Raw genomic sequence first — 21,941 nt, forward strand, 5'->3', positions numbered from 1 at the left:
CACGGGTGGACGTTGGGAATTCCGCTGACGAAGGTGGAACTCGCCTCGATCGCCGGCATGAAGCCCAGAACGGCCGAGAAGGCGTTCTCCGATCTGCGAAAAGCGGGGGTGGTGGTGAGTCACCTGAGGCGTGACGTGCTGGTGCCGGATCTGGCGGGGCTGCGTAAATTCGCGGGCTTCTGACGCGAGACCGCATTTCTGCGGTATTCCCGCCGATGCAGTAGTCCACAGTGACTCTGCGCAGTCGTGCGTCAGCACCTCCGTCGAAAGGCCTGGCCGATGAGCTTCCAGCGCAGCCTGCTGGTGTGTTGTGACCTGAAGAGCTACGGGTCGGCAGACGACCTGCTCCAGCGCGAGCTCCAAGAGCTGCTGGTGCGCACCCTGGACCGGGCGGGCGAGGCCGCCGGCCTGGACCGCTCGGCGTGGCGCCGGCAGGCCAAGGGCGACGAGGAGTGGGCCGTGCTGCCGGCCGCGACGCCGGAGGGCGACGTCGTGGACCGGTACGTGCGGGCGCTCGACGTCGAACTGGGCAAGACCAACCGCTACCGGGTGCCGGAGGCCAGGCTGAGGCTGCGGATGGCGATCCACTTCGGCACCACGGTCGAGGGCGCCAACGGCTACCCCGGCCAGGACGCCGTGCTGGTCAGCAGGCTGCTCAACAGCGAGCCGCCGCACGCCGCGCTGGAGCAGTCACCCGGCTCCGACCTCGTCGTCGTGCTGTCCGACACGCTGTTCACCTCGCTGGTCGCGGCCCGGTACACCACGCTGCGACCGGAGGACTTCCGGCCGGTGGACGTGCGGGTGAAGGACTTCCGCGGCCGGGCGTGGATGTGGCTGCCCAGCGGTGACGTGCACTCGCTCGACCTGGACGCCGCACCGGCGGCCGGACCGGCGGGCGCGGGCGAGGCCCCGGTGTCCCCGGTCGTCACCGCGCCCTCGGTGAACCAGTACGCGGTGGCGAGCGGCGCGTCGACGGTGATCCAGGCGGGTGGCGACGCGCACGTGCCGACCCAGAAGGCCGACGTGATCCAGAACTTCGACCGCAACGACCAGCGGGGCTCGCACTTCGGCCCGGTCTACCGCAAGGACACCGACGAGAGGGCGTGAGGTGCGCGAGGAACCGCTGAGACTCCTCGCCGGCGCGGCGGCCGGCGCGCTGGCCACGGTGGCGGACACCGAGCAGTGGCCCGCCCTGCGGACCAGGGTGGCCGCGGTCCTCGCGCCCGACCTGGCCGACCTGGTCAGCGCCCGGATGGACGACGCGCGCCGCAGGCTCGTCGCCGCGCCGCGGGTGCGGCTGGAACTGGCGCGGGCCGAGTTCACCACCGAATGGCGCGGCTCGATCCACACCATGCTGTGGGAACGCCCGGAGGCCGCCGGCCCGCTGCGCGCCGTGCTGCACGACGTGAGCCCCGCCCTGCCGCGGGTGGTCGGCGACTTCGCCGCCGGGGCCACCGCCCGGCGATGACGGACCGAGGCGCGGGACGTGTTCCGCGGGTTCGGTGATCGGGAGTCCGCGAGCCACGTCGAGCGGTGGCTCGCGGAACTCGACCGTCACAGGTAGCGGAGTTGCTTCGCCTTCCCGGCGGCCACTTCGTCGTGCGCGGCGGTGATCTCCGGGCGGTGCGCCACGTCCGGCACGCCGACCTCCCACCACGCGCCCGCGTCGGTCCAGGCGGACGGGTGCGTGCGGATCACGACCACGGCCGGGCGGTGCTCGGTCTTCGCCACCTCGCGGGCTTGGCGGTAGGCGTCACGCAGGCCGTCCAGGTCGTCCACCGGGAACGTCGCACAGCCCATCGCGGCGGCGTGCGCGGCGAAATCGGTGCGCGGCGGTCGGGCGTGTGCCGAGCGGACGTCGTCGTAGAGGTTGTTGAAGCCCGCGCCACCCTGGCCGGTCTGCAGCCGGTGGATCACGGCGTAGCCGTCGTTGTCGCACACCACGGCGACGAAACCGTGCCCGGCGAACGCCGCCGAGAACAGCTCCGAGTTGAGCATCAGGTACGAGCCGTCACCCAGGAGCGTGGTCACCACGCCGTCAGGCCGCGCGATCGCCGCGCCCCACGCGCCGGCCAGCTCGTAGCCCATGCAGGAGAAGCCGTACTCGACGTCCATGGTCGCCTCGCCGACCGCGCGCCAGCCGCCGATCAGCTCGCCGGGCAGGCCACCGGACGCCGTCATCACGTAGTCCTCCGGGGTGGACTCCTCGTTGACCACGCCCACGACCTGCGCGTACGTCGGTGTGCCGCCCGGGGTGCGCAGGCCGTCGACGTGCGCGTCCCACTTGCCGCGCTCCTCGGCCGCGCGTGCCGCCCAGGTCTCGTCGGCCCGCCAGTCGCCGAGGGCGTCGGTCAGCTCGCGCAGGCCCTCGTCGGCGTCGGCGACCACGGCCAGCGCGCCGTGCTTCACCGCGTCGAACCGGGCGGTGTTGACCGAGACGATCCGGACGTCCGGCGCGAAGACCGTCCACGACGCGGTGGTGAAGTCCTGCAGGCGGGTGCCCACGGCGAGGACGACGTCGGCCTGGGCGGCGAGCGCGTTGGCGGAGGTTGAGCCCGTGATGCCGAGCGGTCCGGCGTGCAGGGGGTGGTCGTGCGGCACCTCGGTACGGCCGGCGGTCGTCTCGGCGATGGGGATGGCGTGCTGCTCGGCGAAGCGGATCGCACGGCCCGCGGCACGGGAGTAGCGGACGCCGCCGCCGACGACCAGCAACGGCCGGCGTGCGGCGCGGAGCGTGGTGACGGCGTCGGCGAGTGCCCTGGTGTCGGGGCGCGGGCGTTGCGGGCGGTGCACGACCGGGGTGAACAGGGCGTCCGGGAAGTCGAACGACTCGGCCTGCACGTCCTGCGGCAGGGCGAGCACGACCGGGCCGCAGTCGGCCGGGTCGGTGAGCACGCGGGCGGCCTGCGGGAGCGTGTTGAGCAGCTGCTCCGGGCGGGTGATGCGGTCGAAGTAGCGGCTGACCGCGCGGAACGCGTCGTTGACCGTGGTCGTCGGGTCGCCGAAGTGCTCCACCTGCTGCAGCACCGGGTCGGGCGCGCGGCTGGTGAACGTGTCGCCGGGCAGGAGGAGGAGCGGCAGGCGGTTGGCGTGGGCGACGCCGGCGGCGGTGACCATGTTCAGCGCGCCCGGGCCGATGGAAGAGGTGGCGACGCCGACCTGGCGGCGGTGGGTGGCCTTGGCGATGCCGACCGCGGCCAGCGCCATGCCCTGCTCGTTGTGGCCGCGCCAGACCGGCAGTGCTTCCTTCACCTCTTCGAGGGCGTTGCCGAGGGCGAGGACGTTGCCGTGGCCGAAGATCGCGAAGACGCCGGGGAACAGCGGGGCTTGCGTGCCGGTGGGCAGTTCGGTGCGTTGCGCTCGGAGCCAGCGGACCAGTGCTTGTGCGGTGGTGAGCCTCATTCGACCCGTCCTTCGGCGGTCGTGACGGGGCAGCGGGGGTCGAGGTCCTGGCTCGCCCAGGTGTCCCGGATCCAGGTGTGCGCGGGGTCGTCGCAGAACGCCATCGAGCGTTCGTCGTTCGGGCCGGCCAGGACGTTCAGGTAGTACATGGGGTAGCCGGGCGCGGCGACGCAGGGGCCGTGGTAGCCGCGGGGGATGAGGAAGACGTCGCCGTCGCGGACGGTCACGTCCTCGTCGATGTCGCCGTCGTCGGTGTAGGTGCGGTGGAAGCCGAACCCTTCACGCGATGGGGTGATCTGGTCGCGGCCGGCGATGCGGAAGTAGTAGATCTCCTCGTTGACGACGTCGCAGGTGTGGTCGTGCTTGTGCGGCGGGTAGGACGACCAGTTGCCGTCCGGGGTGATCAGCTCGCAGGCGATCAGCTTGTCGGCGTGGTCCCAGACGCCCGGGACGCCGAAGTTCGTGACCTGGCGGGTGGCGTTGCCCGCGCCCCTGACCTCGACCGGGACCTCTTCGGCCGGGCCGTACTTCGGTGCCAGCCTGCGGTCGCAGCGGGCCATCGGCAGCGCTACTTCTACTCCGTCCTTCGTGGAGAGTCGGACTTCCGCGTCCCTCGGCACGTAGGCGAAGTCCGTGACGCGGGTGAAGACCGAATCGCGGCCCCGCACCTCGAACCGCTCACCGTCGACCTCGACCACGCACCCGCCGGACAGCGGGAGCACGAACGCCTCGTAGTCGCCGGTCTCGAACGTGACCACCCCACCGGGGTGCAACAACAACACCCGCAACCCCGCGTGATCCCAGCCGGCGACCTCGGGGGTGAGCTCGACGGCGTTCTCCCCGTCCGACAACGTGCCCAACGGCCGGTGCAGGCTCATCCCGGGCTCCCCTTCCCCACGTCCACCCCGGCCCGCGCTCCGCCGTCACCGGATCGGGTGACCTCCCGCGCCAGGCGCAACACCGTCGCCGCCGCCTCGACCGCCGCGGCCACGTCACCGTCCGGCGGGTAGAGCAGGGCACGCCCGATGACCAGTCCCCGCACGTTCGGGTGACGCAACGAGTGGCCCCACGACGCCAGGTCGTCACTCAACCGGGCGGACGGCACACCACCGAGCACGAGCGCGGGCAACGTCGTCGCACCAAGCACCTCATCGGGTGACGGCGGCAGCTTCAACCAGGTGAACGCCGACGTCGCCCCCAACCCGGCCGCGACGCTCCCGGCCCGCGCCAACGCCGCGGCGTCCTTCTGCAACACCAACGCACCGTCCGCGTCCCGCGCGTAGGGCAGCGGCTCGACCATCGCCATCAGGCTGCGGTCGGCCAACGCCGACACCGCCGCGGCGCAGCTCTCCAGCGTCGGCACGGTGCCGGGATCGGAGTCGACCAGGCGCAGCAACATCTTCCCGCCGTCCAACCCGTTGCCCGCGATCGACGTGGGGTCGTACGCGGTGAACCGGTCGTCGATCTCCCAGTCCGCGCCGGCCAGACCGCCGCGGTTCATCGAGCCGATGACGACCTTGTCGTGCAGCCCGTCGAGCAGCAGCAGCTCCTCGATCACGTCCGGCGTGCCGAGCACCCCGTCCACCGCCGGGTTCGCCAGCGCCGTGAGCAGCCGGTCCAGCAGCGAGCGGCGGTCGGCCATGGCGAGCGGATCGCCGCCGACCCCCAGCGCACCGCGCGCCGGGTGGTCCGCCGCGACCAGGAACAGCGTGCCCTGGTCGGACAGCAACTGCGTCCGCCGCCGACGTGCCTGGTAGGCGCGGCGGATGGCGGCCGGATCGGTCGCCCTGGTGTCCAGCAACCCCTTCCACCGCTCGTCGCTGATCACCTCGCACCTCCGACTGCCCGGGTTGCCAGGGCCTCCAGGGGCACCGGGATCGCCGGGGGTGCCAGGGGCGCCGGCGAGGGTGACGGGTCGGCGGGAGGTGGCGGGTCGGTGGAGTCGGGCAGGTTGGGCGAGCGCGGGCGGGTGGTCGAGGGCGGCGAGTGGGGCGGAGTGGTCGGGGGCGGTGAGTGGGGCGGAGTGGTCGGGGGCGGTGAGGTGGGCTCGGTGGGCCTGGTCGTTGCGGACCGGGGCGGGGGTGGGATCGGGGTTGGGGTGGGTGGTGGGTAGGCGGGGTGGTTGTCGGGCGCTCGGTCCTCGTTTAACCGAGGGTCGGTAACGGTGTTTCCGTACATTTTCGGGTCATGTTCATCCGATCGTGTTGGCCGGTGGGTGGGGTTGGGGTGATCTTGGCACGGGTTGGGCACGGGTGCCTGCCGAGGTGTTTTCACAGGTGGGCCTCGATTTCCGGCTCGGTCGGCATGGCGTCGGCGCAGGCCAGGCGGGCGGCGACGAGGGCGCCGGCGACGTTGGCGTAACGCGCGATCCGGTCCGGTGGCCAGCCTGCGAGGAGGCCGTGGGCGAGGGCGCCGCCGAAAGCGTCGCCCGCGCCCAAGCCGCAGACGACGTCCACCGGATGCGGGGGGACGGTCCAGGTGCCGGCCGGCGTGGCGAACAGGACGCCCTCCGCGCCCTTCTTCACGACCGCCAGCTCGACGCCGCGCGCCAGGAGTCGGGCGGCGGCTTCATCGGGGTCGGACGTGCCGACTGCCACCTCCACCTCGGTCCGGTTGCCCACGGCGACCGTCACGTGGTCCAGCATCCAGTCGATCTCGCGGCGGGCGGTGGCCTCGTCGGGCCAGAACATCGGCCGGTAGTCGAGGTCCAGGACGGTGTGGGGGCGGCGGGCTCGATGCTCCAAAACCTGGCGTTGGGTTTCCCGGGCGGGTGAGGCGGAGACACCCGTTCCGGTCACCCAGAGCAGGGGGACCTCCGCCACCAGGTCCCACGGCACGTCGTCCGGGGTGAGGGCGAGGTCGGGGGCGAGAGGTGCGCGGTAGAACAGCAGTGGTGGGTCTTCGGGTGGGTCCAGGGCGCAGAAGACGACCGGGGTCTGCAGGTCGGGGGCGGTTCCGACGTAGGACGACGACACGCCGAAGGACTCCAGCGCCGAACGAACGTAAGGGCCGAAGCCGTCCGGGCCGACCTTGGTCACCACCGCGGCGGAACGGCCGAGCCGCGCCGCCGCCACCGCCACGTTCGTCGCCGTGCCACCGAGCGACTTGGCGAACGTCCGCACCTGCGCCAGCGGCACGCCGCTCTGCTCCGGGTACAGGTCGACGCCGACCCGGCCGATGGTCAGCACCTCGACCGTCATCCGGAGACCCCGCGCAGTTCGTGCGCCAACGCCTCCAGCTCCGCGCCACCGGCCATCTGCCTGGTCAGCTCCTCCAGGCTGATCTGCGACTTCTCGTACGTCCCCAGCGCACGCCCGCGCTTGAGCAGCAGGAACCGGTCACCCACGGGGTAGGCGTGGTGCGGGTTGTGGGTGATCAGCACGACCCCGAGGCCGCGGTCGCGCGCCTGGGCCACGTACTTGAGCACCAGGCCCGCCTGCTTGACGCCGAGCGCGGCGGTGGGCTCGTCCAGGATCAGCACCTTCGCCCCGAAGTGCACGGCACGGGCGATCGCCACGCACTGCCGCTCACCGCCGGACAGCGTGCCCACCGGCTGCTCCACGTCACGCAGGTCGATGCCCAGCTCGGCCAACGCCGTCCGCGTCACCCGCCGTCCTCGCCGCCGGTCCAGGAACCGGAACGGCCCGAAGCCGACCGTGGGCTCGGACCCGAGGAAGAAGTTGCGCCACACGCTCATCAGCGGCACCACGGCCAGGTCCTGGTAGACGGTGGCGATGCCCCGGTCGAGGGCTTCGCGCGGCGAGGAGAACCGGACAGGGGAGCCGTCGACCAGGAACTCGCCGGTGTCGTGCCGGTGCACGCCCGCCAAGACCTTGATCAGCGTGGACTTGCCCGCGCCGTTGTCGCCGAGCACGCACGTCACCTCGCCGGCGTTGACCGCGGTGGAGACGTCGCGCAGCGCGATCACGCTGCCGTAGGTCTTGCCGATACCGCGCACTTCCAGCAGTGGGCTCATCGCCGCACCCTCTCCGCTCGCCGCCGCAGGGCGTTGTTGACCAGCACGGCGGCCAGCAGCATCACGCCGAGGAACAGCTGGAACCAGTCCGAGTTCCAGTTCGCGTAGACGATGCCCTGCCGGGCCATGCCGAAGATCAGCGCGCCGATCGCCGCGCCGATCGCCGAGCCGAACCCGCCGGTCAGCAGGCACCCGCCGATGACCGCGGCGATGATGAACTGGAACTCCAGCCCGATGCCCTGGTTGGCCTGCACGCTGGTGAACCGCAGGATGTTGATCGACCCGACCAGCCACGCCGCGCCGGCCGTGGTCATGAACAGCAGGATCTTGGTCCGCGTCACGGGCACGCCGACCGCCCGCGACGACACGGGCGACCCGCCGACCGCGAAGATCCAGTTGCCGAACCGGGTGCGCAGCAGCACGACCGCGGCGAGGGCTGTGACCAGCACCCACCACACGATCGACACGTAGAACGCCGTGCCGCCGAACGTGAACGTCGAGGCGAACAGGAACCCGGCCGACGAGTAGCCGTCCGCGGACCGCATGCCGGACACCTGCACGGTGCCGGTCACGAGTCGGGTGATGCCGAGGTTGAGGCCTTGCAGCGCCAGGAACGTGCCCAGCGTGACGATGAAGCTGGGCAGGCCGGTGCGCAGCACCAGCCACCCGTTCAGCGCGCCGACCGCCAGCGCGAACACCAGTGACGCGAGCAGGGCGAGCCACACGTTCCAGCCGAGCCGGGTGGCGAGGATCGCGGTGACCAGCGCGGTGGACGCGGTCATCACGCCGGCGGACAGGTCGAACTCGCCGCCGATCATGAGCAGCGCCACCGCGACCGCCATGATGCCGAGCGTGGACGCGTCGTCCAGCCAGGTGGCGACGCCGCCGGTGCTGAGGAACCGCTCGGTCACCACCGAGAAGAACGCGAAGACGGCCAGCGCGCCGAGCAGTGCGCCGATCTCGGGTCGGAGCACGAGCCGGTCGAGCAGCCGGGCCGAGCGGAGCCGCTCGTCCGCCGCGGGAGCCGTGGTCACGGGGGTCATGGTCAGCGGGTGCCGCGCTCGGCGTACTCGGCGACCTTGTCCACGTTGGACTTGTCGACGAAGCCGGGTCCGGTGAGGACCGGTTTGCCGCCGCCCACGGTGTTGGCGTTGTCGCGGTAGAGCTTGAGCATCACGATCGGCAGGTAGCCCTGCTCGTACTGCTGCTGGTCGACGGCGAACAGCACGTCACCGGCTTTGATGGCGGCGGTGACGTCGGCGTTGAGGTCGAACGTGGCGACCGCGGCCTTCGAGGACGCGCCCTTGACCGCGCTCACGGACGACACGGCGACCTGCGGGTTCAGCGCGAGGACGGCGTCGACCGACGGGTCGGTCTGCAGGGCGCCCTTGATCCGGGACTCGACGTCGGTGGGGTTGTTGATGTCGACCTGGAGGTTGGTGACGGTGCCGCCGAACCCGGTGCGGGCGCCGTCGCAGCGCTGGTTGAGGCCGACGTTGCCGGCTTCGTGGATGACGCAGAGCAGCTTGGTCTTGCCGGCATCCTTGAGCTTCTGCCCGGCTTGTTCGCCGGCGACGTTCTCCTCTTGGCCGACGTGCGCCAGCGCGCCGAACGAGGCGCTCTTGTCCGAGCCGGAGTTGATGGTGATGACCGGGATGCCCGCCTTCACGGCGTTCTCGATCGAGGTTTTCAGGGCGTCCGGGTTGGCCATCGAGACGACGATGCCGCCGACCTCCTGCGACACCGCGTTGTCGATCAGGGTGGACTGCCTGCCGGGGTCGCCGTCCGAGTGGTAGTCGACCGTGACGCCGAGCTGCTTGCCCGCGTCGGTGGCGCCGTTCTTGACCACGTTCCAGAACGCGTCACCGGCCGTGCCGTGGGTGACGACGGCGACGCGCAGGTCACCGGTCGGTGCTTGGGCGGAGCCGGTGTTCGTCGTGGTGCTGTCGGTGTCGGCGACGGGGCCGCTGCACGCGGCCAGCAGCGCGAGCCCGGTCAGGGCGAGACCCGCACGCAGGACTTTTCGAGTGGACGTCATCGTCTCTCCTCGCTGAGGGGGAAATCAGGCGGTGATCCGGGTGAGGTGCGCGAGGCTGCCCGCGGTGTCGCGCACGGGGGTGTCGAGCGGGCTGTCGTCACCGAGCGCGGTGTCCTGCTCCAGGACGTACCAGCCGGCGTATCCGGCGTCGCGCAGGGACGCCACCAGGGCTGCCACATCCACGTCGCCTTCGCCCAGCGGCACGTACATCCGCTGCTGGACGGCGGCCGTGTAGCCGATGTCGCCGGCGCGGACGGTGGCGGCGATGTCGGCGCGCACGTCCTTGAGGTGCACGTGCCCGATCCGCTCGGGGTGGCGGCGGGCGAGGTCGACCGGGTCCGTGCCGCCGATGAGGAGGTGGCCGGTGTCCAGGCAGAGGTCGAGGTCGGAGTCGGCGAGGAACCGCTCGACCTCGGTGGCGCGTTCGACGTGCGTGCCGACGTGCGGGTGCAGGGCGGTGCGCAGGCCGTGGCGGGCGGCGTGGTCGCGGACGAGCGCGGCGGTGTCGACCAGGGTGCGCCACTCGTGGTCGGTGAGGGCGGGGCGTTCGTCGTAGCCGTCGAGGCCGGTCGCGGCGGCCAGCACGAGGACTTCGGCACCTGCGGCGGCGAGCAGGGCCGCCACCCGGTCGACTTCGTCCACTGTGGACTGTTCGCCGGTGTGCAGTGGCACGGCCAGGAAACCGCCGACCAACGTGAGTCCGTGTTCGTCCAACAACGCCTTGAGCGCACGGGGTTCGGCGGGCAGGTAGTCCGGCGGACCGAGTTCGGTGGCCCGCAAGCCCAACGACGCCATCTGGCCGAGCACGGTGTCGGCGTCGAGGACCTTGCCCCACCCGGGAACCTCGCACACGCCCCACGAGATGGGCGCACCGGCGATCTTCACGCCCGAACCTCCGTCTCGACGCGGACCGGGGCGCCCGTTCGCCGCGACCGCTCGCACGCCTCGGCGAGTCGGAGGCTGATCAGACTCTCCCGCGCGGGTGAGGGGTTCGCCACCGTGCCCGCCACGACCTGCGTGAACACCGCCACCTCGGCCAGGTAGGCACGGTGGAAGCGGGCCGCGAAGCCGGGGTAGGCGTCGGCGGCGGCCTTCGGGCCTTCCGGTTCCAACGACGTCAGCGGCGTGCGCGGGTCGAGGCCGACTACCAGCGAGTCCCGGCTGCCCAGCACCTCGATGCGGTGGTCGTAGCCGAGCGGGTCGTGCCTGCCGCCGGCCAGCACGGCGTGCGCGCCGCCCGCGAACTTCAGCATCACCACGGCGTTGTCGACGTCGTCGGCGTCCGCGAACGCCTGGTCCACCAGCACCGATCCCGACGCGTACACCTCCACCACCGGCTCGCCGACCAGCCACGGCACCGCGTCGAGGTCGTGGATCAGCAGGTCGCGGAAGATGCCGCCGGACTGGGGCAGGTAGCCGAAATCGGGCGGCTGGGCGTCGTTGCCCAGGGCCCGGACCAGGTAGATGTCGCCGACCTCGCCCGCGCGGACGCGGCGGTGCAGTTCGGACACCGCCGGGTCGAACCGGCGCTGGAACCCGACCAGCACCTCCACCCCGGACGCCTCCACGTCGTCCACCAACGCGCGCATCTCGTCCAGGTGGCTCGCGATCGGCTTCTCGCACAGCGTCGGCACGCCCGCCGCGAGGGCCGCGCGCAGCAGCGCGGGGTGCGTGGTCGTGGGCGTGGCGAGCAGGACGCCGTCACTGGCGGTGAGCAGCGCGTCGAGGTCGTCCACGCTCCGGGTGCCGGGCAGCAGGGCCGACGCGTGCGCCGCGCGGCCGGGCACGGGGTCGAACAGCAGCACCTCGTCGACCTCGTCGAGGGTGGCCAGGTTGGTGGCGTGCATGGTGCCGATCCGGCCCACTCCGGCAACTCCGATGCGCATCCCGCTCGTCTCCGTCCTGGTAGAGGCGGTCTGAAGTTAGAGCGCTCTATTGTTGGAGCGCTCTAAGGCTGTAGCGTCCGTCACACGGGTGTCAAGGGCGCGTTGCCCGGCCGTGACCGCGCGGGAGGGGGACACCGGTGGCCAGACCGACCATGGAGGACGTCGCGGCCCGCGCCGGGGTGTCCCGCGCCCTGGTGTCGCTGGTCATGCGGGGGTCACCGAAAGTGAGCGACCAGCGGCGGGCGGCCGTGCTGAAGGCGGCCGAGGAGCTGGGGTACTCGCCGCACGCGATGGCGCGCTCGCTGGCCAGCCGCACGTCGCACGTGCTCGGCGTGATGGTGTCGGACCTGCACAACGCGTTCTTCGCGGAGGTCGTGGACGGGCTCGACGCGGTGGCGGCCGAGCACGGTTTCGAGCTGATCCTCAACACCGGCGGGCGCAGTCCGGCGCGGGAGCGGCGGGCGCTGCGCAGCCTGCTGTCGTTCCGGCCGGCGGGGCTGGCGCTGCTGTCGCCGGTGGTGCCGACTGCGGACATCGGCCGTGCGGCGGAGCAGACGCCGGTGGTGCTGGTGGCGCGGTCGTCCCGACTGGCCACTGTGGACACCGTGAACGACGACGGCGAGCGCGGCATCGCGTTGGCCGTGGACCACCTGGTGTCGTTGGGGCACAGGCGGATCGCGCACCTGGACGGCGGTGCGGGCTCGCAGGCCGCGCCGCGGCGCCGGGGTTACCTGGCCGCGATGGCGTCCCACGGGCTCACGCCCAGGGTGGTGGCCAGCGAGTACACCGACGCGGGCGGCGCGCGTGCCGTGCGGGGGTTGTCGGGCGACCTGCCCACCGCGATCGTCTCGTGCAACGACTTCAACGCGGTCGGCGCGATCTCGGCGCTGGAGGAGGCCGGGTTCCGCGTGCCGCGGGACGTGTCGGTGGTCGGGTACGACAACACCTCGCTGGCCGCCCTGCGGCACGTCTCGCTGACCACGGTCGACCAGCCGCGCAACGAGCTCGGCCGGCTCGCCGCCACCGCGCTGCTGCAACGGGTGCGCGGTGACCGGGTCGAGCCCGTGCGCCACCTGCTGCACCCGTCGCTGGTCGTCCGCTCGACCACGGCACCGCCGGTCAGGCCAGCTTGAGCCCCACCACGCCGAGCACGATCAACGCCAGGCACGCGAGCCGCAGCGGTGACGCGCTCTCACCCGCGGTGATGCCCACCAGCACCACGCCGACCGCGCCGAGGCCGACCCACACCGCGTAGGCCGTGCCCACCGGCAGGTCGCGCATGGCGATCGCGAGCATCACGAAGCTCGTCACCGCCGCCGCGATCCCGATCGCGGTCGGCCACGGACGGGTGAAACCGTCCGACCGGCCCAACGCCGTGGCCCACACGACCTCCAGCGCCGCCGCGCCGAGCAGCAGCAACCAGGCCACGGCTACGCCACCGCCCCGGCGTCCACGACGAACGCCGCACCGGTGGTGTTGCGCCCGCCGTCACCGACGAGGTGCGCGACCGTCGCGGCCACGTCCTCCGGGTCGCAGTACCGGCCGAGGGCGGTGAAGCCGCGTTCCTCGTCGGCGCCGGGGCCGTCCGCCGGGTTCATCTCGGTGTCGGTCGAGCCGGGGTGCACCAGGTTGACCGTGATGCCGCGCGGGCCGAGGTCGCGGGCCAGGCCCTTGGTCAGCCCGACCAGCGCCGACTTGCTCATCGCGTAGAGCGCCCAGCCCGGGTACGGCACCCGTTCGACCAGGCTGCTGCCGATGCCGACGATCCGGCCACCCGCCGTCATGTGCGGCACGGCGGCCTGGACCAGCACGAACGCCGCCCGGGCGTGGATCGCGAGGGTGCGGTCGACGTCGTCCACCGTGACGTCCTCGAACGGCCCGTACGGTGCGATGCCCGCGTTGTTGACCAGGATGTCCAACCCGCCGAACGCGGACGCGACCCGTGCGGTGGCGGCACGCAGGGCGTCGACGTCGGTCGCCTCGGCCCGCAGCGCGAGCGCCCGCACGCCGAGCGCCGTCATCTCCTCCACCACGGCTTCGGCGCGGTCGGCCGAGCGCGCGTACGTGATCGCCACGTTCGCGCCCTCGCCCGCGAGCCGCTTGGCGATGGCCGCCCCGATCCCGCGGCTGCCGCCGGTGACGAGGGCTGATCTACCGGTGAGCATGTGGTCCCCCAATAACCGGAACTGGTTCCGCTTGAGCATAAGCGGAATCAGTTCCGGTTGTCGAGGTGCGGGTTAAGCTGCGGTGGTGACGCGGGAGCGGGCCGACGCCGCCAAGAACAGGGCGAAGATCCTGGCCGCCGCCGCCGACATCGTCGCCGAACGCGGTATCGAAGGCCTCGCCATGGCCGAGGTCGCCGCCGCGTCCGGTGTCGGCGTGGGCACCCTCTACCGCCGCTTCGGCGACCGCTCCGGCCTGGCCCACGCGTTGATCGACGCCTCGGAACGCGAGTTCCAGGCCGCGTTCCTCACCGGACCGCCCCCCGTCGGCCCCGGCGCACCACCCGCCGACCGCCTCCGGGCGTTCCTGCACGCCCTGGTCGACCGCACGCTCGCCCAGCTGGACCTGCTGCTGATGGCCGAGACCACCGGCCCGTTCGCCCGCTTCGGCGGCGCCTACGACGCCCACCACCGCCACCTGACCGTGCTGATCGCCCAGGCCAGACCCGACCTGGACGCCGCGTTCACCGCCGACGCCCTCCTGGCACCGCTGTCCGCGAACCTGATCACCCACCGCGGCGCCGAGGCGGCCAGGATCAAGGCCGGCCTCGACGCCCTGCTGGACGGCCTGCTCCCCCGCTAGGCGTCCACCTTCGGCCGTTCCGGTTGCGGGGAGGGCTTGCGGAACAGGCGGCGGATCAGCGGCCAGAGCAGCAGGACCACCACGATGCCGTAGACGACCAGCGAGAACGGGGTGTTGACCAGGCCCGTCAGCGAGCCGTCCGACAGCTGCAGGGCACGGCGCATCTGCTGTTCCGCGGCCGGGCCGAGGATCACGCCGATGATCGCCGGCAGCACGGGCAGGCCGTACCGCCGCATCACGAAGCCCAGCACGCCGATCACGAACATCACCAGCAGGTCGAACACGTCGGCGTTCACCGCGTAAGCACCCACGCTGGCGAAGAACAGGATTCCCGCGTACAGGTACGGCCGGGGGATGCGCAGCAGCTTCGCCCACACCGGCGCCAACGGCAGGTTCAGCACCAGCAGCAGGCACAAGCCGATGAACAGCGACGCGATCAGCCCCCAGACCAGCGCCGACTCCCGCTCGAACAGCAGCGGCCCCGGTTGGATGCCGTACTGCTGGAACGCCGCCAGCATCACCGCGGCCACCGCCGTGGTCGGCAGGCCCAGCGTCAGCATCGACACCAGCGTGCCCGCGGCCGACGCGCTGGCCGTCGCCTCCGGACCGGCCACGCCCTCGATCGCGCCCTTGCCGAACTCGTCGCGGTGCTGGGACAGCCGCTTCTCGGTCACGTACGACAGGAACGTCGGGATCTCCGCGCCACCGGCCGGGATCGCGCCGAACGGGAACCCGATCACCGGGCCGCGCAGCCACGGCTTCCACGACCGCCGGAAGTCCTCGCGGCCCAGGAACGCCCGACCGACCGGGATCGCCGAAGCGGGCTTGCGCCGCAGGTGCGCGGCCACCCACAGCGACTCGCCGACCGCGAACAGGGCCACCGCCACCACGACCACGTCGATTCCGTCGGCCAGGTGCAGCGAGCCGAACGTCAACCTCTGCTGGCCGGTCATCTCGTCCAACCCGACCAGGCCGATGGTGAGGCCGATGAGCAGGGACGCGAACCCGCGCACCCGGGACGCGCCGAGCACGGACGTCACCGCGATGAACGCCAGCACCATGATCGCGAAGAAGTCCGGCGCGCCGATGTCCACGGCGAACTCCGCCACCGTGGGCGCGAGCAGGACCAGCAGCACCGTGCCGATGACACCGCCGACGAAGTGCCCGATGGCGGCCGCGGCAAGCGCTTGCGACCCCCGCCCCTTGCGCGCCATCGGGTTGCCGTCGATCGCCGCCACCACCGCCGCGCTCTCACCGGGCGTGTTGAGCAGGATCGACGTGGTCGAGCCGCCGAACATGCCGCCGTAGTAGATGCCAGCGAACATGATGAACGCCCCGGTCGGCTCCAGGCCGTAGGTGACGGGCAGCAGCAGCGCCACCGCCATCGCGGGTCCGATGCCCGGCAGCACGCCGATCGCCGTGCCCAGCAGCACGCCCAACGCAGCCAACGCCAGGTGCGTCGGCGTCAACGCGGTCGCGAATCCCTCGAGCAGGTTGGTGAACGAGTCCACGTCAGAACATCCCCACCAGCGGCCCACCGGGCAGCGGCACGCCCAGCAGGTTGTCGAACAGCACGAACGTCAGCACCGACAGCCCGGCGGCGAGCAGCGGGTCGCGCACGAAGTCCCGGCTGCCCAGCGCGTACGCCGCGCCCCAGAACAGGATCGCGCCGGAGATCGGGAAGCCGACCACCCCGATCAGCGCCGCGTTGGCCAGGAACGCACCGCACAGCAGCAGCACGGTCCGCCAGTCGGCCGGCGCGGACAGGTCGACGTCCTCGCCGCCTTCCGCCTCACCACGCCCACCGCGCAGCACGTCCCGCGCGAGCAGCGCGGCGACCACGAGCAACCCGACGCCGACCACCACCGGCACCGCCTTCGGCCCCACCGGGCCGCGCTGCGCGAAGTCGGTGTGGATCCGGATCGCGTCGACCAGGACCAGCACGCCCAACCCGACCAGCACCGCCGACACGCCCAGCTCGGAGCGCTCCCGCAGCCACGCCCGGCTCCAGGGCTTGTTCACCGCGTTCACCGCTTTCACGGTGTTCACCGCCTCGTGCACGCCCAACCCTCCACTCATGCCAGCCCCAGGTCCTTGAGCACGGTCGCCACCCGGTCGTTCTCCGCGCGCAGGAACGCGCCGAACTCGTCGCCGGGCGCGAACGCGTCCGTCCAGCCGTTGCGCGCCAACGCCTCCCGCCACTGCGGCGTGCCGTGCAGGTCGGTGAACAGGTCCACCAGCCGGGCCCGGTCGGCGTCGGAGATCCCCGGCGGCGCGACCACGCCGCGCCAGTTGTTGAACTCGACGTCCACCCCGGACTCGCGCAGCGTCGGCGCGTCCACACCGGACAGCCGCGATCCGCTGGTCACCGCCAGCACCCGGATCTGCCCGGCCTCGATCTGGTCGCGGTACTCGCCGACGCCGGACACGCCGAACGCGACCTTGCCGCCCAGCACCGACGCCAGCAGCTCGCCGCCGCCGTCGAACGGGATGTAGTTGACCGCCCGCGGGTCGAGGCCGACCGCCTTGGCGATCAGCATCGGCGCCAGGTGGTCCGGCCCGCCGGGCGACGAACCGCCGCCGACCGTGACCGCGCCCGGGTCCGCCTTCCAGGCCCGGACCAGCTCGTCCAGCGTCCGGTACGGCGAGTCCTCGCCGACCACGACGATGTCCGGCTCCTCGATGAGCTTCGCGATCGGGGTGGTGTCCAGCAGCGACGACGGCGCCTTGTTCGTGTAGACGCTGCCGACCACGCCCAGGCCCATCGACATCACGAGCTTGCCGTTGCCGCGTTCGCTGACCGTCCGGCCGAGCCCGACCGTGCCGCCCGCGCCGGGCAGGTTGAACACCTCGGTGTTGCGGATCAGCTCCGCGTCCTCCATCGCCTTCGCGGCGGTGCGCGCCGTGACGTCGTAGCCGCCGCCCGGCGCGTTCGGCACCAGCACGCGCAGGCTGCGCAACGACGCCGTGGTGTCCGCGCCGGACGTCAGCAGCGGAGGCACGAGGACGACGACCGCCAACGCGCCGACGACCGCGAGCCAGTTCCTGATCCGCACTGTGATCCCCGCCTCTCTTCCGCGTGGTTGGACATGTTGCACTCGTGTAAACAGGGAAGTCCCGCTTGCGCGCCTAAGGGTTCTTTTGTTCTTTGTGGTCACCGGGAGGTGCTGATGGGTACGCGCGGATCGCTGGCCCGTCAGCTGCTCGTGTGGCAACTGGTAGTGGTCGTGGCGCTGCTGTGCGCGGTGGGCGTGCTGTCGGTCGTCCAAGCGGGGAACAACTTCCGCACGACCGAGGGACGCCGGATGCTGTCCGTGGCCGAGGACGTGGCCGCGACGGCGGGCGTGCGGGCGTCGCTGGCCGACCCGCTGAGGCACTACGCGCTGGCCCCGTTCGCGGAGAGCGCCCGCAGCCTGTCCGGCGCCAGCTACGTGATCATCACCGACCCCGACCGCGAGGTCCTGACCTCGCCGGACCCGAGCCAGGTCGGTGAGCCGCTCGACCTCGGCGCCAGTACCGCGTTGCGGGGCCGGTCGTGGGTGGGCGAGCTGGGCGGCGCGACCGTGGCGCACGTGCCGGTGATCGGCGACGGCGGCGCGGTCATCGGGCTGGTCGCGGCCGGGCGGCAGGCGCCGGGGTTCTGGGACGGTGTGCTGGACTCGCCGGACAACGCGCTGCGGTTGCTCGGCGTGGCGCTGGTCATCGGCGTCACCGGGTCGCTGCTGCTCGCCCGGCGGGTGAAGAACCAGACGCTGGGCCTGGAACCGCACGAGATCACCGCGCTGGTCGAGTACCGGGAGGCACTGCTGCACGGCATCAAGGAGGGCGTCGTCGCCCTCGACCCGCGGCACCGCATCACACTGGTCAACGACCACGCCCGCGACCTGCTGGCCCTGCCGCGGGACGCCGTGGGCCGCTCGGTGGCCGAGCTGGACCTGGACGAGCGGCTGCGCGACGTGCTGACCGGCCGGGCCACCGGCGTGGACCAGCTGGCGCTGACCGGCGGCCGGGTGCTCACCCTCAACCACATGCCGCTCGACGTGCACGGCGCCGTCGTCACCCTGCGCGACCGCACCGAGCTGACCACGCTGCGCGACGAGCTGGACGCGAACCGGCACGCCACCGACACACTGCGGGCGCAGGCGCACGAGTTCAGCAACCGCCTGCACACCATCGCGGGCCTGGTCGAGCTGGGCGAGTACGACGAGGTGCGCGGGTTCATCAGCCGCATCAACACCGCGCAGGGCGCGTGGCGGGCGGAGGTCGGCTCGAAGGTCGCCGACCCGGCGGTGGCCGCGCTGCTGATCGCCAAGTCCAGCCTCGCCGCCGAACGCGGCATCGCGCTGCGGATGGCGCCGGACAGCTCGCTCGGCCTGGTGGACGAGGCCCTGTCGACCGACCTGGTCACGGTGATCGGGAACCTGGTGGACAACGCGCTGGACGCGCTGGCCGAACACGGGTGGATCGAGGTGTCGGTGCGGTCGGAGCCCGGCGAGGTGGTCGTGGTGGTGCGGGACTCCGGGCCCGGGGTGGCGGCGGAGCTGGCCGAGGAGGTGTTCCGGCACGGGTTCACCACCAAGGCCGCGGAACAGGGCCGGCGCGGGCTCGGGCTGGCGTTGACCCGGCAGGCGTGCCTGCGGCGCGGCGGGTCCGTGCGGGTCCGCAACGAGGACGGCGCGGTGTTCACCGCCCGGCTGCCCGTGGAGGTGCCGGTGTGATCAGGGTCCTGGTGGTGGACGACGACTTCATGGTCGCGAAGGTCCACAGCGGATACGTGGCGCGGACGCCAGGGTTCGAGGTCGTCGGCGTCGCCCACAACGGCGCGGACGCGGTGCGGCTGGTGCGGGAGCTGCGGCCGGACCTGGTGCTGCTGGACGTGTACCTGCCGGACGTGGACGGGCTGGCCGTGCTGCGGGAGCTGCGCGGCCCGGCCGACGACGTGGACGTCATCGTGATCACGGCGGCGACCGACGTGGAGACGGTGCGCAGCGCCATGCGCGGCGGGGTGCTGCACTACCTGATCAAGCCGTTCGAGTACGCGGCGCTGCGCGACCAGCTCGCCCACTTCGCCGCGCTGGACCGGCGGCTCGACCAGCTCGCGTCGGCCGGTCAGGCGGACGTGGACCAGGTGTTCGGCGCCCGGCCGCGCAGCTCTCCCGTGCTGCCGAAGGGGTTGACCGCGCAGACCGCCGCGCTGGTCGAGCGCGTGCTGCGGGAACGCCCGGTGACGGCCAGCGAGTGCGCGGACGCCACCGAGCTGGCCCGGGTGTCCGCCCGCCGGTACCTGGAGCACTTCGTCAGCACCGGCAAGGCCGAGGTTCGGCTGAAGTACGGCGGCACCGGGCGGCCGGAACGCCTCTACGTCTGGCTGGGCTGACCCGGTTCGCCGCTCTTGCGCACGATCAGGTAGGCCTGCGGGGTCTTCTCCCACTTCGGGTCGGCAGGCTGCCGTTCCAGCCGGGTGTGCGGCTCGAACCCGGCCTCGGCGAGCTGCCCGAGCACCCGGTCGGGGTTCAGCCGGTAGACGTCCAGCAGGATGTCGTGCCCGTAGCCCTGCTCGTACCGGCGGACCTCGTCGCCCACCTGGAACGCCATCAGCAGCAGGCCGCCGGGCGCGAGGACGCGGTGGAACTCGGCGAACACCGCCGGGTGCTCCTCCCACGGCACGTGGATCACCGAGTACCAGGCCAGCGCGCCGCCCAGCGCACCGTCCGGCAGGTCGAGGTCGAGCATCGAGCCCACCTCGAACCGCACGTCCGGGTGCTCGCGGCGGGCCACGGCGACCATCTCCGGCGACAGGTCGACGCCGGACACGTCGACACCCAGCCGCTTGAGGTAGCCGGAGATCCGACCGGGACCGCACCCGATGTCCACGACCGGTCCGCTCACCAGCTCGGCGAACAGGCCGAGCACCGCCCGGTCCGCCGGGATCTCCGCGAGGAGGTCACGCGCCAGGTCGGCGTAGCTGTGGGCGACGGTGTCGTAGGCGGTGCGCGCCATGGTGAGGAAGTCAGGCTCGGTCACGCCACGGGACCCTAGTCCCAGCCACTACCGCGGCGGCCCTGCTTGGTCTGGGCGCGGCGCTTCTTCTCCGAGATGCGGCGTTCCTTCGAGCCCTTGGTCGGCTTGGTCGGACGGCGCACCGGCGGCGGCGCGGCGGCGGCGTCACGCAGGAGCCGGGCCAGCCGTTCACGCGCCGCCAGGCGGTTCTGCAACTGGGCCCGGTGCTCGCTCGCGGCGACCGTGAGCACACCGTCCACCAGGCGCTTCTCCAGCCGGCCGAGCATCCGCGCGCGCAACCACCCCGGCACGGACGGCGAAGCAGCCAGGTCGAAGCTCAGCTCGACCCGGCTGTCCGCCGTGTTCACGCCCTGGCCGCCGGGACCGGACGACCGGGAGAACCGCTCGCTCAACTCGGCCGCCGGCACCACCAGCGTCCGCGTCACGGTCAAGTCCTCAGGCACCCCTACAGGTTAGAACGTCAGCCAGGGCTGGGTCGCGATGTTTGCCACCTGCTTGTGGGTGAGCGGCGGGAGACCGACCGGCTCTCCGTCCCGGTACATCGTCTGCGCCGACACGCTCGCCACGGTCCCGTCTGGTGACACGGCGCTCACGTGGATCAAGCCGGCCGAGCGGTGGGCGACGAAGTGCTGAGGTCAGTTCGGGAGTAGCCGACGCCGCCGGGGCCGATCCCTCGCGGTACGACATCGGCGCCCCCACGGATCGGCGACCGCCGGAGGTTGCTGCCCGAGCTGGAACCGCGGCTAGAACCGCGGGTGGTCCCCCACCAGGGCGACACCCGGCTCGTCGGAGCGGACCACGTCGCCCAGCACCCACGCGGGCACGTGGCGGGCCGTGAGCACGGCCAGGGCGCGGTCGACGTCCTCGGGCGCGACCACGGCCACCATGCCGACGCCCATGTTGAACGTCTTCTCCATCTCCTCGCGCTCCACCCGGCCGCGCTGCGCGATCAGGGCGAACACGGGCGCGGGCGTCCAGGTGCCGCGGTTGAGGTCGGCGCGCAGACCCTCGGGCAGCACGCGGGCCAGGTTCGCGGCCAGGCCACCGCCGGTGACGTGCGCGAACGTGCGCACCTCCGCCTCGGCGGCCAGCGCCAGGCAGTCCTTGGCGTAGATGCGGGTCGGCTCCAGCATCTCCTCGCCGAGGGTGCGGCCGAACTCCTCGACGTGACCCTCCAGCGGCATCCGGGCGATGTCCAGCAGCACGTGCCGCGCCAGGGAGTACCCGTTCGAGTGCAGGCCGGACGAGCCCATGGCGATCACCACGTCACCCTCGCGCACCCGGTCCGGGCCGAGCATGGCGGACGCCTCGACCACGCCGACGCCCGTGCCGGAGATGTCGTAGTCGTTCTCGCCCATCAGGCCGGGGTGCTCGGCGGTCTCACCGCCCAGCAGCGCGCAGCCCGCCAGCACGCAGCCCTCGGAGATGCCCTTGACCAGCGCCGCGACCTTGTCCGGCACGACCCGGCCGATCGCGATGTAGTCCTGCATGAACAGCGGCTCGGCACCGCAGACGACCAGGTCGTCCACGACCATCGCGACCAGGTCGATGCCGACCGTGTCGTGCTTGTCCAACGCCTGCGCGACCGCGATCTTGGTGCCGACGCCGTCCGTCGACGACGCGAGCACCGGCTCCTTCCAGCGGTCCAGCTTCAGCTGGAACAGCCCCGCGAACCCGCCGATGCCGCCGAGCACCTCGGGACGCTGCGCCTTCGCCGCCCACGGCTTGAGCTTCTCCACCGCCTCGTCGCCGGCTTCGATGCTTACTCCAGCTGCGGCGTAGGTCGCCTTGGCGCTGTCCGTCACGTCTCTGT

The 21,941-nt window shown here is 72.3% G+C and carries 24 protein-coding genes and 1 pseudogene; 7 read left to right on the top strand and 18 right to left on the bottom strand.

Annotated elements, in window-relative coordinates:
* From B0I31_RS14760 to B0I31_RS14770, 3 genes are all read left to right on the top strand, one after another.
* A partial coding sequence (locus tag B0I31_RS14760) for a helix-turn-helix domain-containing protein (protein ID WP_146173848.1) occupies positions 1 to 183 on the top strand: 183 nt, incomplete at its 5' end.
* Between the two features lie 96 nt (positions 184 to 279).
* On the top strand, positions 280 to 1,107 hold the full coding sequence (locus B0I31_RS14765; protein WP_106615980.1) for a hypothetical protein: 828 nt from the start codon (positions 280 to 282) through the stop codon (positions 1,105 to 1,107).
* A 1-nt stretch (position 1,108) separates the two neighbouring features.
* Positions 1,109 to 1,468, top strand: coding sequence for a hypothetical protein (locus B0I31_RS14770; protein ID WP_106615981.1), 360 nt, complete (start codon positions 1,109 to 1,111; stop codon positions 1,466 to 1,468).
* Between the two features lie 86 nt (positions 1,469 to 1,554).
* Here the strand turns inward: B0I31_RS14770 and iolD are convergent, their stop codons facing one another.
* The 10 genes and pseudogenes from iolD to B0I31_RS42575 all read right to left on the bottom strand — a co-directional run.
* A complete protein-coding gene (gene iolD / locus B0I31_RS14775; RefSeq protein WP_106615982.1) occupies positions 1,555 to 3,402 on the bottom strand; it encodes a 3D-(3,5/4)-trihydroxycyclohexane-1,2-dione acylhydrolase (decyclizing) in 1,848 nt (615 codons plus the stop codon).
* On the bottom strand, positions 3,399 to 4,280 hold the full coding sequence (gene iolB / locus B0I31_RS14780) for a 5-deoxy-glucuronate isomerase (protein WP_106615983.1): 882 nt from the start codon (positions 4,278 to 4,280) through the stop codon (positions 3,399 to 3,401). Before iolB ends, iolD begins: the two co-directional genes overlap by 4 nt.
* Positions 4,277 to 5,230, bottom strand: coding sequence for a Cgl0159 family (beta/alpha)8-fold protein (locus B0I31_RS14785; RefSeq protein ID WP_245949925.1), 954 nt, complete (start codon positions 5,228 to 5,230; stop codon positions 4,277 to 4,279). Before B0I31_RS14785 ends, iolB begins: the two co-directional genes overlap by 4 nt.
* A gap of 442 nt (positions 5,231 to 5,672) precedes the next feature.
* Positions 5,673 to 6,602: a 5-dehydro-2-deoxygluconokinase gene (gene iolC / locus B0I31_RS14790; protein ID WP_106615984.1), complete on the bottom strand. Its 930-nt coding sequence runs from the start codon at positions 6,600 to 6,602 to the stop codon at positions 5,673 to 5,675.
* Positions 6,599 to 7,378 (bottom strand): ATP-binding cassette domain-containing protein, encoded by a 780-nt coding sequence (locus B0I31_RS14795; protein WP_106615985.1) that lies wholly within the window; start codon positions 7,376 to 7,378, stop codon positions 6,599 to 6,601. Before B0I31_RS14795 ends, iolC begins: the two co-directional genes overlap by 4 nt.
* Complete coding sequence (locus B0I31_RS14800) at positions 7,375 to 8,421, bottom strand: ABC transporter permease (RefSeq protein ID WP_106615986.1); 1,047 nt, start codon at positions 8,419 to 8,421, stop codon at positions 7,375 to 7,377. Before B0I31_RS14800 ends, B0I31_RS14795 begins: the two co-directional genes overlap by 4 nt.
* A 2-nt stretch (positions 8,422 to 8,423) precedes the next feature.
* Complete coding sequence (locus B0I31_RS14805) at positions 8,424 to 9,416, bottom strand: sugar ABC transporter substrate-binding protein (protein ID WP_106615987.1); 993 nt, start codon at positions 9,414 to 9,416, stop codon at positions 8,424 to 8,426.
* 24 nt (positions 9,417 to 9,440) lie between these two features.
* Positions 9,441 to 10,301, bottom strand: a complete 861-nt coding sequence (locus B0I31_RS14810; protein WP_245949928.1) for a TIM barrel protein — start codon at positions 10,299 to 10,301, stop codon at positions 9,441 to 9,443.
* Positions 10,298 to 10,984, bottom strand: a complete 687-nt coding sequence (locus B0I31_RS14815) for a Gfo/Idh/MocA family protein (RefSeq protein WP_281262304.1) — start codon at positions 10,982 to 10,984, stop codon at positions 10,298 to 10,300. Before B0I31_RS14815 ends, B0I31_RS14810 begins: the two co-directional genes overlap by 4 nt.
* Positions 10,961 to 11,311, bottom strand: a pseudogene (locus B0I31_RS42575) (Gfo/Idh/MocA family protein); the annotation flags it as partial. The pseudogene B0I31_RS42575 and the gene B0I31_RS14815, both read right to left, overlap by 24 nt.
* A gap of 128 nt (positions 11,312 to 11,439) precedes the next feature.
* On the opposite strand from B0I31_RS42575, the gene B0I31_RS14820 reads away from it, so the two are divergent.
* Positions 11,440 to 12,435, top strand: a complete 996-nt coding sequence (locus B0I31_RS14820; RefSeq protein WP_106615989.1) for a LacI family DNA-binding transcriptional regulator — start codon at positions 11,440 to 11,442, stop codon at positions 12,433 to 12,435.
* Here B0I31_RS14820 and B0I31_RS14825 read toward each other — a convergent pair.
* Together B0I31_RS14825 and B0I31_RS14830 are read right to left on the bottom strand one after the other, a co-directional pair.
* Entirely contained in the window at positions 12,422 to 12,730 is a 309-nt protein-coding gene (locus B0I31_RS14825) for a DMT family transporter (RefSeq protein ID WP_106615990.1), read from the bottom strand. The two genes, B0I31_RS14820 and B0I31_RS14825, sit on opposite strands and share 14 nt — an antisense overlap.
* Before the next feature lie 2 nt (positions 12,731 to 12,732).
* Entirely contained in the window at positions 12,733 to 13,467 is a 735-nt protein-coding gene (locus B0I31_RS14830; RefSeq protein WP_106615991.1) for an SDR family NAD(P)-dependent oxidoreductase, read from the bottom strand.
* Between the two features lie 85 nt (positions 13,468 to 13,552).
* Between B0I31_RS14830 and B0I31_RS14835 the strand changes: the two genes are divergently transcribed.
* Entirely contained in the window at positions 13,553 to 14,107 is a 555-nt protein-coding gene (locus tag B0I31_RS14835) for a TetR/AcrR family transcriptional regulator (RefSeq protein WP_245949930.1), read from the top strand.
* Here the strand turns inward: B0I31_RS14835 and B0I31_RS14840 are convergent.
* From B0I31_RS14840 to B0I31_RS14850, 3 genes are read right to left on the bottom strand one after another with little or no spacing between them, the layout of a single operon-like run.
* On the bottom strand, positions 14,104 to 15,618 hold the full coding sequence (locus tag B0I31_RS14840; RefSeq protein WP_106615993.1) for a tripartite tricarboxylate transporter permease: 1,515 nt from the start codon (positions 15,616 to 15,618) through the stop codon (positions 14,104 to 14,106). The two genes, B0I31_RS14835 and B0I31_RS14840, sit on opposite strands and share 4 nt — an antisense overlap.
* 1 nt (position 15,619) lies before the next feature.
* Positions 15,620 to 16,186, bottom strand: coding sequence for a tripartite tricarboxylate transporter TctB family protein (locus B0I31_RS14845; RefSeq protein WP_106615994.1), 567 nt, complete (start codon positions 16,184 to 16,186; stop codon positions 15,620 to 15,622).
* Positions 16,183 to 17,163, bottom strand: coding sequence for a Bug family tripartite tricarboxylate transporter substrate binding protein (locus B0I31_RS14850; protein WP_106615995.1), 981 nt, complete (start codon positions 17,161 to 17,163; stop codon positions 16,183 to 16,185). The genes B0I31_RS14845 and B0I31_RS14850 overlap by 4 nt, the downstream gene beginning before the upstream one ends.
* 114 nt (positions 17,164 to 17,277) lie before the next feature.
* Here B0I31_RS14850 and B0I31_RS14855 point away from each other — a divergent pair, with 114 nt between their 5' ends.
* Together B0I31_RS14855 and B0I31_RS14860 are read left to right on the top strand one after the other, a co-directional pair.
* On the top strand, positions 17,278 to 18,825 hold the full coding sequence (locus B0I31_RS14855) for a sensor histidine kinase (protein WP_106615996.1): 1,548 nt from the start codon (positions 17,278 to 17,280) through the stop codon (positions 18,823 to 18,825).
* Entirely contained in the window at positions 18,822 to 19,484 is a 663-nt protein-coding gene (locus B0I31_RS14860) for a response regulator (RefSeq protein WP_106615997.1), read from the top strand. Before B0I31_RS14855 ends, B0I31_RS14860 begins: the two co-directional genes overlap by 4 nt.
* On the opposite strand, the gene B0I31_RS14865 is transcribed toward B0I31_RS14860, so the two are convergent.
* The 3 genes from B0I31_RS14865 to purM all read right to left on the bottom strand — a co-directional run bounded on the left by B0I31_RS14865 (position 19,466) and on the right by purM (position 21,933).
* On the bottom strand, positions 19,466 to 20,131 hold the full coding sequence (locus B0I31_RS14865; protein WP_245949932.1) for a class I SAM-dependent DNA methyltransferase: 666 nt from the start codon (positions 20,129 to 20,131) through the stop codon (positions 19,466 to 19,468). The two genes, B0I31_RS14860 and B0I31_RS14865, sit on opposite strands and share 19 nt — an antisense overlap.
* Before the next feature lie 11 nt (positions 20,132 to 20,142).
* The gene (arfB, locus tag B0I31_RS14870) at positions 20,143 to 20,571 is read right to left on the bottom strand and encodes an alternative ribosome rescue aminoacyl-tRNA hydrolase ArfB (protein WP_106615998.1); all 429 of its coding nucleotides are present in this window, start codon (positions 20,569 to 20,571) and stop codon (positions 20,143 to 20,145) included.
* 300 nt (positions 20,572 to 20,871) lie between these two features.
* Positions 20,872 to 21,933, bottom strand: a complete 1,062-nt coding sequence (purM, locus tag B0I31_RS14875; protein ID WP_073886144.1) for a phosphoribosylformylglycinamidine cyclo-ligase — start codon at positions 21,931 to 21,933, stop codon at positions 20,872 to 20,874.
* Between the last annotated feature and the right edge of the window lie 8 nt (positions 21,934 to 21,941).

The sequence above is a fragment of the Saccharothrix carnea genome, assembly GCF_003014735.1.
Lineage (GTDB): Bacteria > Actinomycetota > Actinomycetes > Mycobacteriales > Pseudonocardiaceae > Actinosynnema > Actinosynnema carneum.